This is a genomic window from Celeribacter sp. PS-C1, assembly GCF_019429625.1.
GTDB lineage: Bacteria > Pseudomonadota > Alphaproteobacteria > Rhodobacterales > Rhodobacteraceae > Celeribacter.
Genome location: NZ_JAHXRW010000001.1, coordinates 144,735 through 159,138 on the forward strand (window position 1 = coordinate 144,735; position 14,404 = coordinate 159,138).

The 14,404-nt window shown below is 56.1% G+C and carries 16 protein-coding genes; 8 read left to right on the plus strand and 8 right to left on the minus strand.

Annotated features, from left to right (window positions below):
- Nucleotides 1-2: 2 nt before the first annotated feature.
- Both J5Y17_RS00705 and J5Y17_RS00710 read right to left on the minus strand, forming a co-directional pair.
- Nucleotides 3-1,223, minus strand: coding sequence for a COG4223 family protein (locus J5Y17_RS00705; RefSeq protein WP_219783290.1), 1,221 nt, complete (start codon nt 1,221-1,223; stop codon nt 3-5).
- Nucleotides 1,224-1,273: 50 nt separating this feature from the next.
- Nucleotides 1,274-2,230, minus strand: coding sequence for a uroporphyrinogen-III synthase (locus J5Y17_RS00710; protein ID WP_370628798.1), 957 nt, complete (start codon nt 2,228-2,230; stop codon nt 1,274-1,276).
- On the opposite strand from J5Y17_RS00710, the gene J5Y17_RS00715 reads away from it, so the two are divergent.
- The 3 genes from J5Y17_RS00715 to J5Y17_RS00725 are packed head-to-tail and all read left to right on the plus strand — an operon-like array spanning nt 2,112 to nt 3,778.
- On the plus strand, nt 2,112-3,080 hold the full coding sequence (locus J5Y17_RS00715) for an NAD(P)H-dependent glycerol-3-phosphate dehydrogenase (protein WP_219783292.1): 969 nt from the start codon (nt 2,112-2,114) through the stop codon (nt 3,078-3,080). The two genes, J5Y17_RS00710 and J5Y17_RS00715, sit on opposite strands and share 119 nt — an antisense overlap.
- Nucleotides 3,081-3,083: 3 nt before the next feature.
- Nucleotides 3,084-3,359: a YciI family protein gene (locus J5Y17_RS00720; RefSeq protein WP_219783293.1), complete on the plus strand. Its 276-nt coding sequence runs from the start codon at nt 3,084-3,086 to the stop codon at nt 3,357-3,359.
- Complete coding sequence (locus tag J5Y17_RS00725) at nt 3,356-3,778, plus strand: EVE domain-containing protein (RefSeq protein ID WP_219783294.1); 423 nt, start codon at nt 3,356-3,358, stop codon at nt 3,776-3,778. The genes J5Y17_RS00720 and J5Y17_RS00725 overlap by 4 nt, the downstream gene beginning before the upstream one ends.
- A 275-nt stretch (nt 3,779-4,053) precedes the next feature.
- Here the strand turns inward: J5Y17_RS00725 and J5Y17_RS00730 are convergent, their stop codons facing one another.
- The 3 genes from J5Y17_RS00730 to ahcY all read right to left on the minus strand — a co-directional run bounded on the left by J5Y17_RS00730 (nt 4,054) and on the right by ahcY (nt 6,693).
- Nucleotides 4,054-4,395, minus strand: coding sequence for a DUF2853 family protein (locus J5Y17_RS00730; protein ID WP_219783295.1), 342 nt, complete (start codon nt 4,393-4,395; stop codon nt 4,054-4,056).
- Nucleotides 4,396-4,549: 154 nt separating this feature from the next.
- Nucleotides 4,550-5,290 (minus strand): extensin family protein, encoded by a 741-nt coding sequence (locus J5Y17_RS00735; RefSeq protein WP_219783296.1) that lies wholly within the window; start codon nt 5,288-5,290, stop codon nt 4,550-4,552.
- A gap of 14 nt (nt 5,291-5,304) precedes the next feature.
- Complete coding sequence (ahcY, locus tag J5Y17_RS00740) at nt 5,305-6,693, minus strand: adenosylhomocysteinase (protein WP_219783297.1); 1,389 nt, start codon at nt 6,691-6,693, stop codon at nt 5,305-5,307.
- Between the two features lie 161 nt (nt 6,694-6,854).
- Between ahcY and J5Y17_RS00745 the strand changes: the two genes are divergently transcribed.
- Complete coding sequence (locus J5Y17_RS00745) at nt 6,855-7,457, plus strand: HD family hydrolase (protein WP_219783298.1); 603 nt, start codon at nt 6,855-6,857, stop codon at nt 7,455-7,457.
- On the opposite strand, the gene J5Y17_RS00750 is transcribed toward J5Y17_RS00745, so the two are convergent.
- On the minus strand, nt 7,420-7,629 hold the full coding sequence (locus J5Y17_RS00750) for a hypothetical protein (RefSeq protein ID WP_219783299.1): 210 nt from the start codon (nt 7,627-7,629) through the stop codon (nt 7,420-7,422). The genes J5Y17_RS00745 and J5Y17_RS00750 overlap by 38 nt on opposite strands.
- Before the next feature lie 98 nt (nt 7,630-7,727).
- Here J5Y17_RS00750 and J5Y17_RS00755 point away from each other — a divergent pair, with 98 nt between their 5' ends.
- Nucleotides 7,728-8,621, plus strand: coding sequence for a LysR family transcriptional regulator (locus J5Y17_RS00755; protein WP_219783300.1), 894 nt, complete (start codon nt 7,728-7,730; stop codon nt 8,619-8,621).
- A 122-nt stretch (nt 8,622-8,743) separates the two neighbouring features.
- Here J5Y17_RS00755 and J5Y17_RS00760 read toward each other — a convergent pair whose 3' ends face one another.
- Both J5Y17_RS00760 and J5Y17_RS00765 read right to left on the minus strand, forming a co-directional pair.
- Entirely contained in the window at nt 8,744-9,298 is a 555-nt protein-coding gene (locus tag J5Y17_RS00760; RefSeq protein ID WP_219783301.1) for an ActR/PrrA/RegA family redox response regulator transcription factor, read from the minus strand.
- An 85-nt stretch (nt 9,299-9,383) separates the two neighbouring features.
- Nucleotides 9,384-10,013: an SCO family protein gene (locus tag J5Y17_RS00765; protein WP_219783302.1), complete on the minus strand. Its 630-nt coding sequence runs from the start codon at nt 10,011-10,013 to the stop codon at nt 9,384-9,386.
- A gap of 147 nt (nt 10,014-10,160) precedes the next feature.
- Here J5Y17_RS00765 and regB point away from each other — a divergent pair, with 147 nt between their 5' ends.
- The 3 genes from regB to J5Y17_RS00780 all read left to right on the plus strand — a co-directional run bounded on the left by regB (nt 10,161) and on the right by J5Y17_RS00780 (nt 14,393).
- Nucleotides 10,161-11,555 carry a sensor histidine kinase RegB gene (gene regB, locus J5Y17_RS00770; RefSeq protein WP_219783303.1) on the plus strand — a complete coding sequence of 465 codons (1,395 nt, stop codon included), beginning with the start codon at nt 10,161-10,163 and terminating at the stop codon, nt 11,553-11,555.
- A 105-nt stretch (nt 11,556-11,660) separates the two neighbouring features.
- Nucleotides 11,661-13,250 (plus strand): PAS-domain containing protein, encoded by a 1,590-nt coding sequence (locus tag J5Y17_RS00775; protein ID WP_219783304.1) that lies wholly within the window; start codon nt 11,661-11,663, stop codon nt 13,248-13,250.
- Between the two features lie 87 nt (nt 13,251-13,337).
- Nucleotides 13,338-14,393 carry a phosphotransferase gene (locus J5Y17_RS00780; protein ID WP_219783305.1) on the plus strand — a complete coding sequence of 352 codons (1,056 nt, stop codon included), beginning with the start codon at nt 13,338-13,340 and terminating at the stop codon, nt 14,391-14,393.
- Nucleotides 14,394-14,404 lie beyond the last annotated feature (11 nt).

Below are 14,404 nucleotides of genomic sequence, written 5' to 3' on the forward strand. Positions count from 1 at the left end.
TCTTACTGACCAAGAAATTCATCAAGGGCCGTCATCACATCCACCCGTTCCTGAGCGTCAGCAATCCAACCCTGCATCTCGGCTTTGCCTTCCTCGGGCAGGGCCTCAAGTGTGGTGATCGCCTTGGCAAAGAGGCCATCGCGCACATCTTGTTCAGCACGCGACAGGATCGCATCGGCATCATCACCCTCTTTCGGTTTGGTGGATCGCAATCCGATTTGGGTTTGAAGCGCAGTCTGGAACCAGTTCTGGTCACCCGCCTCATAAGCCGCGTGCGAGGAGGCCACCAAGGCGTCACGTGCCGCCTCGGCATAGCCTTCATGGAGAGATGTCACGCTTGGGATGCCGTCCGCGGCCGCCTGTCGTAAAACCTCGGGCACATCGGTGTTAAATTCGGACAACACCTGTGCGAAGGGTTCGCCCGCATCGACCAAGGTTTGCAGCCGTGCCTTTGCCGTAGAAATCCGCGCTGCGGTTTCCTCGGCCACGGCTTGATCCTTGGCCTCTTCCAGTCGGGCGATCTCACTGTTGAGTAGGTCCTGCATTTGCGTCAGTTGGCGTTCATAGGCTGCGGTGGCTTCGGGGGAGACAACGGCCTCAGCCACGGGGCGGGCCTCAATCTGGGTCATCCGGTCTTCGAATGTCGCAAGCTGATCAGCGAGCGCGTCGTATTGTCCCGAGTTGTCTTGCGCAGCGATCTGGGTTTCGAGATCGGCCAACGCGGCTTGCTGCGCTTCTGCACGTTGCGTCGCCGCCGTCTGTAGGTCTTTGATTTGTCCTTCGAGAGCAGTGATCTGTTGAGTCAGCTCTTCGGTATTCGTGCCGGGGAAGGGCCAACCATTTGGTTTCAGGAACTGAGCGCCTGCGTAGCCCAGCGCCGCACAAACAATGCCACCCAGAACCAGAGGGACAAAGCCGCCGCGTTTCTCGACCTTGGTGACAGGGGCAGGGGGTGTGACCTCCGGCTTCTCCTCTTTGGTCTCGTCGACCGAGTAAATTTCCGCCGCTTCGGCCTCTTCGCTCGGCTCAGGTTCCTGTGAGGTCTCTTCCGTTTCGTCAGCGGTTTCGATCTCTTCAGCGACTGGCTCTTCGGTTTTCGTCTCTGACGTCAGGTCAGTGTTTGGGGCCTCCTCCGCAACATCTACAGTCACGGCATCCTGATCCTGTGAGGTTTCCGTTTTGTCACTCGCAGCATCCTGCGGGGTTTTCTTATCACCTGACACGAGATCCACCTTTCGAATCCAGAACCTATTCTTCCATTTATAATCAGAGCCTAGACCCTGCGACCGCCCCTCTCAAGCGGTGATCCCACAAGCTGCGACGCAATGGCCTGCTTCATGGCCTGTCCGTCAGGGTGATCCACGCAGAAAGCTTTCACGGTCTCAGGGCCATCCCACGCGTCGAGACAAGCCTGCGACAGGCCGATAAGGGTCAAATCGCCCTTGAAATCTCCAAGAAGCTTTGCGGTGAGCGAGGCTGATCGGGGCGAGTAAAGTGGCAGGATGAGGGATGGCTCGGCCAAAATGATTTGCCGTTCCTGCGCACTCCATTTCCTTAGATTTTGCTCATACACGACAGAGGATTTCGTTTCTAATCCAGCCGAAGTCAGCCGTTTTGCAATCTCGCCTCTGGTATGGCGTCCGTGCAAATGCAGGGCACGCCCGCTTACATGCTCAGAGAGGGACGCAACAAGATCATCCGCGTTGGGAAAGACTCCGCGAATGTCATGACCCGCTTCAATCGCCGCATCGCGCGTGGCTTTGCCCACACAATAGGTCGGAACGCCCCGAAAGGGAGAAGCGGCCGGGACAGCATGTCGAGAGGTCAGAAAAAGATGATCGAAACTCTGTTTCGGGAGCTCGAAGGGCGTTTCAACGATCTCCATCACCGGCGCGATGATGCACCGAACATCAGACCCCAAAGCCTCCAGCGTCTGCGCAAGACGTTGTGCATCCTCTTTCGGGCGTGTGATCAGAACGGTTGAGGTCAAAATCGGTCTCGGGATTGTCTGGCTCCTCTCACGGTGATAACTCCCAAACATGGGTTGAACAACATGTGCCGCAGTGTTCGCCACTTGCAGGCTTTGCAATAACCGTGGGGAGAGACAGGTCGTGAGTGAGATTTCGGTCCTTGGCGCCGGTGCATTTGGGACGGCCCTGGCCATTTCTCTCGCCCGATCCGGTCGTGATGTGCTGCTTTGGGCGCGCTCTGAGGAGGCAGCAGCAGACATGCAAAAGCGCCGCGAAAATGCGGTGCGACTGCCCGGAAAGCCCTTCCCGGATCGCTTGAACATCACCGCCGATCTCGCACGAGCCACTGAGACTCCAATCCTTCTGCTTGCCGTGCCGATGCAAAAACTCGCCTCGTTTGCGGAGGCAAATAAGACCCTATTCCAGCACAAAACGCTCGTGGCCTGCTGCAAAGGTGTCGATCTCTCTTCTGATCGCGGACCACTCGCGGTTCTCAAAGACACCGTGCCCAGCGCGACGGTCGCCATTCTGTCCGGGCCGTCCTTTGCCGTGGATATTGCCGACGGCTTGCCCACGGCTTTGACATTGGCTGCGCGGGACAAAGAGCGTGTTGCTGCGCTTCAAACGAGCCTAAGCACCGACAATATACGTCTTTATTCCAGCCTCGATCCTTTGGGGGTCGAGTTCGGTGGCGCGCTCAAGAATGTCATTGCCATCGCCTGTGGCCTCGCCATCGGTGCGGGATTTGGCGAAAGTGCACGCGCCGCTTTAATGACACGAGGGTTTGCCGAAATGCAGCGACTTGCCTTCAAACTGGGCGCTGATCCAGCAACACTCTCGGGGCTTGCGGGATTTGGCGATCTGGTTCTGACCTGCACCTCTGAGAAATCCCGCAACTATTCGCATGGGCTCAAACTGGGGCAGGGCATGGAAATCGATCCGACCATCACCGTCGAGGGCGTCGCGACCGCGAAGGCCGTTGTGCATTTGTCTCAATCCCTTGGTGTTGATATGCCGATTACAAGCGCGGTCACCCAGATTATAAACGGGGCCGTGTCCATATCCGAAGCGGTGGAGATGTTGCTCTCCCGCCCATTGAAAAGGGAATAACCTATGAAATTCGCTGTCATTTGCACCGACAAACCCGGCGCCTTGCAAATCCGTCTCGATACGCGGGCGGAGCATGTCGAGTATCTCAAGGGCTGTGGCGTTGTCGTCCATGCTGGTCCGTTTTTGAATGATGCGGATGAAATGTATGGCTCGCTGGTGATCATTGAGGTCGACGATATGGCCGCCGCACAAGATTGGGCGGCAAATGACCCCTATGCAAAGGCAGGACTTTTTTCGGATGTTCGGATTGAAGCTTGGAAACAGGTGATTGGCGGATGACCTACTGGCTTTTCAAATCCGAAGCAGAAGTGTGGTCTTGGGATCAGCAGGTCGCGAAAGGCGACGCGGGTGAGGAATGGGACGGCGTACGCAACTACCAAGCGCGCAACAATATGCGAGCCATGAAGCTGGGTGATCGCGGTTTTTTCTACCATTCGCGCAAGGAAACCGAGATCGTTGGCATCGTCGAAGTCTGTGCCGAGGCGCATCCAGACAGCAAAGCCGATGATCCGCGTTGGGAATGTGTGGACATCAAGGCGGTGCGTCCGTTCACGAAACCGGTGACGCTTGCAATGTGCAAGGACGACCCGCGCCTCAAAGATATGGTCTTGGTGAACAACAGCCGCTTGTCTGTTCAGCCCGTTACAGACGACGAATGGAAGATCATTTGCGAACTCGGCGATACCGATCCGTCCTGATGTCGATGCTCTGAAATGAAAGGAGGGTTCCGACCCCCCGGAACCCTCCACCACCCCACGTGCTCCCTAGCACCACACGTGTTCGAATTTTAAAGGGTCCAGTCCATCCTAGCCGGTAAATTCAACCTAAGGATTTTCTCGATTCCCTGCAAATCCGAAGTAATTCGGGTTGGAAGTGATTTTGAAACTTCCGCTTAACACATCACAGTTTCGATACAGAAAAGCCGCCCCGGAATTGCGAGGCGGCTTAGGAATTCCAAAGTACTGATAGCGTCTTAGCTATAGACGGCCTCTTTACCGAAATGCTTAACCAGCAAGTAATAGAACACGGCGCGGTATTTGTTGCGCTCGGACTGGCCGTAGGTATCGATCGCGGATTTGATCGCATCCATCAGCTCAGGACCATCTGCGAGGCCGAGTTTCTTGATGAGGAAGTTGTTCTTGACGGTTTCAAGCTCGCTCTCTTGAGAGGCTGCCACCGTGGAGGCATCGTCGTTGTAAATCGCCGGGCCGCAACCGATGGTCACTTTGGTCAAAAGCTCCATATCCGGCTCCATGCCGCATTTGCTTTTCAGATCCTCGGCATATTTGGCGATAAGCTCGTCACGTTTTCCCATTCGAAGTCTCCAACCTTGTCCTTTAACAACATCATCATTTGGCCCAATTCTGGCCTGAGGGAACGGTAGTGGCATATCCGAAGTGAAGAAAGGACAAATTTGAACCAATTCTCACCGCAACCAAAGCGTTTTGTATTTCCCTGAACAAAACGCTTTAACGACAGGCGCCCCAGCCGCGCGACTGCAAGTGAAAATGGTCGGCATGAAGGCTGTTGTACTCCGGCGAAAGCGTTGTCGCGAACCATGCGCAGGCGCTTTCACGCGCAGCACGCAAAAACGCCGATTTTTGCGGGTCCCCGTCCCAATCGGAAATCAAACGTATCTGCATTCCATCCGAAAGGTCGAACCCTGTAATATCAATCGCCTCAGCCGTCGCATGCGTGCTCAGTCGCGACGAGGTGCCGTTCGGCGTGCGGATTGCACGGCAATTATAACTGCCGATCTGGCGCAAAACGCCAACGGTCTCGCCAAAAATCTCATCGGCAGCAGGTTGCAGACCATGGCGCTCCCACAGCGCAATACGTAACGCAATGGCGCAACTGGTTTGCAGCGGGTCAATGCGGCTTTTTCCAACGGTTGAGAGCGTCACTCGATCCTCAATCCCGCAACCACCAGATGCCTCCAGAGGAGACATTGCAGTGACCTCTGCACCTCCATCAAGCGCAGCAAGACAGCTGTCCAGTGAGCTTTCCGCCCGAGCCAGCTTCATTTTCGTGAACGGAGTTAGCTCGTCTTGCACTTGAAGCGGCAAAAGGGGATTCCAGCCGCGCGGCACAGGCGAGCTTGGCAACGTCAGAAGCTGCCATCCGACATACACCAAACCACTCAAGATAATAAAAGCAAACGCCACCCACACTCCTGCGGATGGCGTTTCATATGGCTTCTTCTCGCTCATATCAGGCGAGCGCCTTAATAGCGGTAATGCTCCGGCTTGAACGGGCCTTCGACCGACACGCCGATGTAATCGGCTTGTTCCTTGCTCAGCGTCGTCAGCTTGACGCCGATACGGCCCAAATGCAGTCGCGCGACTTTTTCATCGAGGTGCTTCGGCAGGATGTAGACATCGTTGTCGTAGCTCTCGCCATTGGTCCAAAGCTCAATCTGCGCCAGCACCTGGTTGGTGAAGGAAGCAGACATCACAAAAGACGGGTGGCCGGTCGCATTGCCGAGGTTCAACAGACGCCCTTCGGACAAGAGGATGATCCGGCTACCCGAGGGCATTTCGATCATATCCACCTGATCCTTGATGTTGGTCCATTTGTGGTTCTTGAGGGCCGCGACCTGAATTTCATTGTCAAAGTGGCCAATGTTGCCGACGATGGCCATATCCTTCATCGCGCGCATATGTTCAATGCGGATCACGTCCTTGTTGCCGGTGGTGGTGATGAAAATGTCTGCGTCACCCGCAACCTCTTCGAGAAGCACAACCTCGAAGCCGTCCATCGCGGCCTGAAGCGCACAGATCGGGTCGGCTTCGGTCACTTTCACGCGCGCGCCAGCGCCGCGCAGGGATGCCGCCGAGCCTTTGCCCACATCGCCATACCCGCAGACGACAGCCACTTTGCCGGCCATCATCACGTCGGTCGCGCGACGGATGCCGTCAACGAGCGATTCTTTACAGCCGTATTTGTTATCGAATTTCGACTTGGTCACCGAGTCGTTCACGTTGATCGCGGGGAAGGGGAGTTGACCCTTTTTCACCAGATCGTAGAGGCGGTGCACGCCGGTGGTGGTTTCCTCGGACACGCCTTTGATCTGATCGCGCATCTTGGTGAACCAACCGGGGGTCTCCGCCATGCGTTTCTTGATCTGCGCCTTGATCACCACCTCTTCGTCAGACGTCGGCACCGCGATCACATCCTCACCGGCTTCGGCACGCGCGCCAAGCAGAATATAAAGCGTCGCATCGCCACCATCGTCGAGGATCATGTTCGGACCATCGGCGAATTGGAAGGATTTATCGAGATAATCCCAATGTTCTTCAAGGCTTTGGCCCTTCACGGCAAAGACCGGAATTCCCGCCGCCGCAATCGCCGCCGCGGCGTGATCCTGCGTCGAGAAGATGTTGCATGACGCCCAGCGCACATCCGCGCCCAGTGCGACCAGCGTCTCGATCAGAACAGCCGTCTGGATCGTCATGTGCAAAGAGCCGACGATGCGCGCACCTTTGAGCGGTTTGCTTGCGCCATATTCCTCGCGGAGCGCCATCAGCCCCGGCATTTCCGTTTCCGCGATATCAAGCTCTTTGCGCCCGAAATCCGCGAGAGAGATGTCTTTGACGATATAGTCGGTGGCCATGGATCGTGGCTCCTGCATAACATGGTTAACTTGGGCGCTGATTATCAGCTTGGCCCTGTCCTTACAACGCAGAGCCATTGATTTCGGATTAAGACCGGAAAAAACATGGAAACGCCGTTAAGGCGGGGTTACCTAAGCATCGAAAAAGAACTGAGGACGACATGGCCCCAACCCGCTCGCAAACTCGCGCATGGCAACGAATGCTTTCCGGTCGCAGGCTTGATCTGCTAGACCCGACACCGATGGACATCGAGATCGAGGATATTGCCCATGGTCTGGCCTTTGTGGCGCGTTGGAATGGGCAGACCTCGGGCGATTACGCCTATTCGGTCGCCGAACATTCCATCCTGGTCGAGGAGATTTTTCGTAGGCTTTACCCAAGTGAGCCCATCAAATGGCAGCTCGCGGCACTTTTGCATGACGCCCCGGAATATGTGATCGGCGATATGATTTCACCAGTCAAAGCCGCGATCGGACCCGACTATGGCGAACTGGACGACCGGCTGACCGCCGCGATCCACATACGCTTTGGCCTCCCGGCGAAAATTCCAGTGACGATCAAGAAAAAAATCAAAAAGGCGGATAAGGTATCGGCTTGGCTGGAGGCCACTCAGATTGCCGGGTTTTCAGTCGAGGAAAGCAACAAGCTTTTCGGCAAAATGAACCCCGATTTGGTCGGCGACCTGAAACTTCACCTACGCCCGCCGGTCGAGACGCGCACAGCCTTTACCGCACGCCATGCGGCGTTGATGGCGGCACTTTGACCTGTGAAAAAACGCCGAGCTTTTCGGGCGACGCCCTCAGCTTGGCAAACCATGCGGTGCGGGCAGCGCGTTTCGCACGGCGCTGTTCGGCCATAAAAGCACGGCGATGATACAGCTCAGGAGAGGTTGCATCCCGTGCAGACATCAGTTCCGTGGCCATTATGTGTAACATTGGTTTACTCCCGAAAAGCTCGACATATTGGTGATCTACCAACTATATTTGACCCATCCCACTCATGGATTTTTTCCTACTGTAAGAATATCTAACATATGACCGAGATTGACTGGCGCCGTATTCCTTCTCTTTCAAGCCTTAGGGCCTTTGAGGCCACCGCCCGTCTGGGCAGCTTTACGGCGGCAGGCGTCGCGCTGAACGTGACGCACGCGGCGATCACGCAGCAGGTGCGCGCGCTTGAGAAAGAGCTTGGCCTCACCTTGTTGCAACGCGAGGGACGTGGGATGGGGCTGACGCCGGCCGGTCATCACTTGGCGACCTCGCTGTCAGAAGGGTTTTCAGCGATTGCCGACGGGATCGAGCGCCTGCGCGGGACGCCTGCCTCGCGCGGATTGCGCGTCACCTGCACGCCCGCTTTGTCCTACGCATTCATCATCCCGCGGCTGGGCCAATTCTGGGACGCACACCCGGATATTCCGGTGTCCTTGACCCCCTCCGGCTCTGTCGATGACTTGAAACGTCAGCACTTCGATTTGGGGATTCGAACCGGCAAGGGAGATTGGCCGGGTCTTGATGTCGAACACCTTTGGACCACCCGCGTCATTCTTGTCGCAAGTCCAATCCTGATCAACAAACATGGTGGCAACGTTCACGCCTTGCCGCTTAGCGCCATGCCCTGGATCAAATCACGGACCCAATACAATGACGATGATCTCTGCCGTGAATGCGGGTTAGATCCCGAGCGCCTACCCGCGATTTACATCGAGGGGCAGGCCGAAAGCGTGCAGGCGGTGATGCGCGGTGTTGGATTGACCTTCGTCTCAGAGATCGCGGTCAGCGACGATCTGGCGAGCGGCGCTTTGGTTCGCTTGCCCTATGACCTGAGCCAGAGTTTCACCTATTACGCAGCCACACCGAAGGGCGTTCAACGCACCTCCACCCGTGTGTTCATCGACTGGCTCAAGACACTCGCGCCCAGCGCCACTTAAAGCGTTTCTCAAAAACTTGAGGCACTCAATTTTTGAGAAACGCAGCAATATCAATTCAGTGTGGCAACATTTTCCGCTCAATCCGATTCAGATTAAACGAAAAACGCTTTAGCGCAGTGAGTCTAACGCGGCGAGCGTTTCGCCAAAATGCGTTGAAGCGTGCGGCGGTGCATGTTGAGACGACGAGCAGTTTCCGAAACATTGCGGTCGCAAAGCTCATAGACCCGCTGGATATGCTCCCAACGCACACGATCGGCGGACATCGGATTTTCTGGCGGCGGCGGCAATTCATCGCCCGTGGAGACCAGCGCGTGCACGATGTCATTCGCATCGGCAGGTTTCGACAGATAATCCGTCGCGCCGATTTTGACCGCTGCGACAGCGGTCGCGATGGCACCATAGCCGGTCAGAACGACGATCCGGCTATCCGGGCGCTTTTCACGCAGGACTTCGACCACATCGAGGCCATTGCCGTCTTCCAACCGAAGATCGACCACGGCATAGGCCGGCGGACGGGCGGTGGCGATGGCTTTGCCCGCAGCGACGGAACCGGCCATTTCGACATCGAAGCCGCGTTTCTCCATAGCGCGCGCAAGGCGGCGCAGAAACGGTTCGTCGTCATCGACCAACAAAAGCGACTTATCTGCGCCCAGTTCCAAAATCTCGTCCGCGTCCATCCCGGATCTCCCGCCATCGCATAAATCTGATAATTCAGATGTGTTTTAGAACGCCTCTAAGGAAGGGTCAATTTTTACCCTACTTTTACTCAGCGGCATCCATGAAGCAGGCCACACGATCGGCCATTTGTTCCGGTGTATCATCGCGTTTGAAGAAATCGACAAAGCCGATCTCCGGGAACACAAGATAGGTGAACGTTGAGTGATCGACGAGGTAGTATTCCGGATCACCGTCTTCCTGTTTCTTATAATAGGTCTTGTAGGCCATCGAGGCCGCTTTCACTTGTTCCGGCGAGCCGGTGAGGCCGATCATATTGTCATGAAAGAGCGAGGTGAATTCATTGACCACCTCAGGCGTGTCGCGCTCCGGGTCGATGGAGATGAAAGCCGTCTGCGCATCATAGCCGCGCTCGTCGAGAATCCGCAGCGCATCCGCGTTGCGCATATTGTCGAGCGGGCAGACATCGGGACAGAATGTATAGCCGAAATAGAGGATCGTCGGCTTGGTGAAGACATCCTGATCGGTGACGGTCACACCGTCTTCTCGGACAAGTTCGAAAGGTCCACCAATCGCACCGGCGCCTCCGCTTACCGCAGACGCCCGACACTGCGCGAAAGCATCGTCTCCAGTCGGACGACTGACAAACCAGGCACTTCCGCCAATCACTGCGGCCATCACGACTGTCGCCACAATGGCAATGGATTTCGTAGACATGTTCATCCTCCTGTACGCAGTGCCTTGATCGCCTTCTTGCGGCGTGATGTGCGCCCGCGAATAGCCTTTTGCATTTGCTCCGCCCCTCAGATCAATTGCAAAAGGATGACACAAGGGTCTTAATGCCGCAGAAGGTCAATTACACGCATGTTTGAAACCAAAGACGATCTGATACCTGTCGAAAGACGATCCGACTGGGTGCGCCTGCGCACTTTGGTGGCTGTGCGCTGGATCGCTATTTTTGGTCAGATCGCCAGCATCCTTGTCGCGATCTTTCTCTTTAACCTTCACTTGGAGATCGGATTTTTCGCCATCGTCATCGGCGCGTCCGTGATCCTCAATATCGTCGCGAGTTTCGTCTACCCGGAAAACACGCGGCTGAGCGAACGCGGCGCGACCTTGATGCTCTTGTTCGACATCACCCAGTTGTCCTGCCTTTTGTATTTCTCGGGCGGTCTGACGAACCCGTTTTCCGTGCTGATCCTTGCTCCAGTGTCGATTTCCGCCTCTGCTTTGCGCCCGAAATCCTCGATTTTGAACGGTGCCATCGCCATCACCTTTGTGACGCTTCTGGCGATCTATCATATCCCTCTGCATATGGCGGATGGGGCCGAGCTGATCATCCCAAACATCTTTCTGTTCGGGAACTGGGCCGGTATCGTTATCGGCATCCTGTTTCTGGGGGTGTTCTCTTGGCGCGTGACCTCGGAGATTCACACGATGTCACAAGCTCTTCTGGCCACCCAGATGGCCCTCACCCGCGAACAAAAACTCACCGACATCGGTGGTGTTGTGGCGGCTGCTGCGCATGAGTTGGGGACCCCTCTCGCGACGATCAAACTCGTCTCCAGCGAATTGGTGGACGATCTAAAGGACCAAGAACTTTTGCGCGAAGACGCCCAACTGATCAACGAACAAGCGGATCGGTGTCGGGACATCCTGCATTCAATGGGGCAGGCGGGAAAAGACGATCTCCACATGCGTTTTGCGCCGCTGCAGGCCGTGATCGAAGAAGCTGCGCAGCCCCACACCAGCCGTGGAAAAACCGTCAATCTCGAAGTTTTGGGATCGGAAGACGGATCAGATCAGCCCTATGTCTATCGCAAGCCGGAAATCATTCACGGGCTGCGCAACCTCATTCAGAATGCGGTGGATTTTTGCGAGACCACCGTCTGGGTCGACATTCTTTGGAGCAAGCGGCGCATCACGCTTCGGATTATCGATGACGGTGCCGGGTTTCCGCCGTCTGTCATCGGCCGTATTGGTGATCCGTTCATGCGCCACAAACGCTCTGAAAAAGAGGTGGAAAAACGTCCCGGATACGAAGGCATGGGGCTTGGGCTCTTCATTGCCAAAACACTGCTTGAGCGTATGGGGGCGGAGATCACATTTGCGAATGGCTCCGATCGCCACGATCACCATATCCATGCCGGGCGCCGCTCTGGCGCCATCGTCGAGCTGAACTGGCACCGGGACCTCATCAGTGTCCCGGAGGGAGAACAAAACAAGGCCTTAGGAGAAAATACCCCCTTCACGGTCTAAGTTGGCGGGCGACGACTGGGTTTGGTGGCCTGGCTTAACGGAGCGTTAACTAAAGTTTCTCACACTCCTCTCATCGCAAAACGCGTCGTTTTTGATGGGAATCACATGTCGTTCGACCTCCTGATCACCTTGGCCATCCTGCTCGCCGGCAGTCTCGGCGTCGCCTTCCTTGTGCTCTACAGCCTCGCGTGGCTGGCCAGTCGCCAAGAGGAGGAAAAAGCAATTGCGCTCGAAACTCAGGACAATGACATCGTCTTTCTTTTCGACGACGAAAACCTCGTCAACGCCACCTCTTCCGCACAGAGCGTCATGGCCGCTGCCGTCGATGTCGGCTCAGATTGGTCGCGGCTTTTGTCCGTTCTGATTACCAAATTCCCAACGCTTCCGCATGAGATCGCGGAGCTGGCGGAACGCGGCAAAATCACTTTGGAATCCCGCGACGGGAGTACGGCTCTCAATTGCGAATGGCGCAATGGCTTAGCGCGGATCACCTTACTCGATCACGAAACTGAGCACAGTCATATCGACATGGATCGCCATTCTCTCATGGCGATGGAGCAGGAGCTGGAAACACTGCGTGCGACCACTGAAAACGTGCCCTTCCTTGTTTGGCGCGAGCTTGAAGATGGCACGATCAGCTGGGCGAATAGCGCGTATATCTCTTTGGCCGACAGCCTTTCCGAAGAGGGCGAAGTCCCATGCTGGCCGCCCGCTTCGTTGTTCGGGACCCATCTGCTGGCCAGTGCCGACCTCAATGAATCCCGTCGTCTCAGCCTCAAGGACAAGGCGGGCGATACCCATTGGTATGACATCTATCGCTTTAAAGTCGGTGAGGACTATCTCTATGCCGGCAGTAGCGCGGATCGCACCGTGAAGGCCGAAGAAACGCTGCGCGAGTTCACCCAGACGCTGACCAAAACCTTTTCCCACCTTACCATCGGTTTGGCTGTCTTTGATCGCAATCGTCGGCTCGCACTTTTCAATCCGGCGTTAACGGATCTGACGTCGCTCCCCGCCGAATTCCTAATCACACGTCCGGCGTTAACATCGTTTTTGGATCGCTTGCGTGACAGACAGATGATGCCGGAGCCGAAAGATTACAAATCCTGGCGTCAGGAGATGGCCGCATTGGAAAATGCTGCCGAAGATGGCACCTACGAAGAGGTCTGGACCCTTCCAGGCGGCATGACATATCGGATTTCCGGACGTCCGCATCCCGATGGCGCGATTGCCTTTCTGTTCGAAGACATCTCTGCCGAAATGTCTCTAACTCGTCGGTTCCGCTCTGAAATCGAAACCGGGCAGGCGGTTCTGGACAGTCTCTCTGAAGCCATCGCCGTGTTTTCCAGTGAAGGCATGCTGATCATGGCAAACTCCGCCTACACAAACCTGTGGCGCGTTGAGCAAATGGAAGGCATTCACGAGACCAGCATCACGGATGCGACCCGTATTTGGCATGCAAAATGTGCCCCGACCCCTATATGGGGCACAATTCGCGATTTTGTCAGCCGCGCTGGCGAGCGCACCGAATGGATCAGCCAAACACGCCTTTGGGATGGTCGTCGATTGAATTGCCGCTTCGTTCCTCTGCCGTCCGGACAAACCCTCATCGGCTTCTTGCCAGAAGAGCGGCCAAGCGCACTCCGTCCACCCCCTCGCCCGCAAGCGCGCGACACGCAGTTTGCCGAATTGTAAACTGGGCCGGAAACCTTCTCCCCCTTGTGTCCACTGTGAGGGGGCCTAAAGTCAGACACCAACTGTCTGACACAAAGGCCGACCTCCGTGAGCACTCAAACTGACGCGCGCAATACAACGACAGATCGCGCTCAACTTCTCGAAACATTCGTGGCAAACAGCACTTGGGCGGGATCGCGATCTGTCGCGCTTGCCGGTGATGCCTCCCGCCGTCGCTACCATCGATTGATGGATGGCAGATCTGGTCACACAGCCATTGTGATGGATGCCCCGCCAGACGCGGGCGAAGATGTAAGGCCTTTCCTGAAAGTTGCCGACTATTTGCGGCATATTGGCCTTTCTGCCCCAGAAATCTATGCCTCAGATGAGCAGCTCGGTTTCCTCATCCTCGAAGACTTCGGCACTGATTTGTATGATCAGGTCTGTGCGCAAACCCCTGATCTCGAACCCGCGCTCTACGATGCGGCCGTTGATGCACTTGTCACCCTTTGCTCCGCTGAGCCCATGCAGGGGCTGGAGGACTATGTTCCCCGCATGGCCGATCTCGCGCTGTCTTGCTATCGTTGGTATGCAGAACCCATTGTCGGTCGCGATATGGCGGATGAGGCGGCAGCCGCGCGGGCCGCGCTTCACCCCCTGATCGACAGTCTCGGCACGAAGCGCGTCACAATCCTGCGCGATTACCACGCGCAAAACCTTTTGTGGTTGCCCGAACGTGAAGGCGCGTCCCGCGTGGGTCAGCTTGATTTTCAAGACGCGATGCTCGGCCCGGTCGCCTATGATTTGATTTCACTCACCACAGACGCCCGGCGCGATGTGCCCGAGGTCATCCGCGACCGTTGCGTGGAGCGCTTCTGCGATCAAATGGACCTAGAACGGTCTGATTTCATACGCGAAGCGGCAATTTGTTCCGTTCAGCGTAATTTGCGCATTCTAATGGTCTTTGCGCGCATGTCGCTTCATTTCGGGCGCCCGAGCTATGTCGATTTGATCCCGAGAGTTTGGGGTCATCTTCAACGTGATCTGGACCACCCCGATCTTCAGGAGCTTGCAACACTTCTGCGCGCTCATCTCCCCGAGCCCACTCCCTCTGCCCTTCAAACGCTCAAGGACAAATGCGGTACAATCCCAACTCTGCAATGATCTTTTGTGCC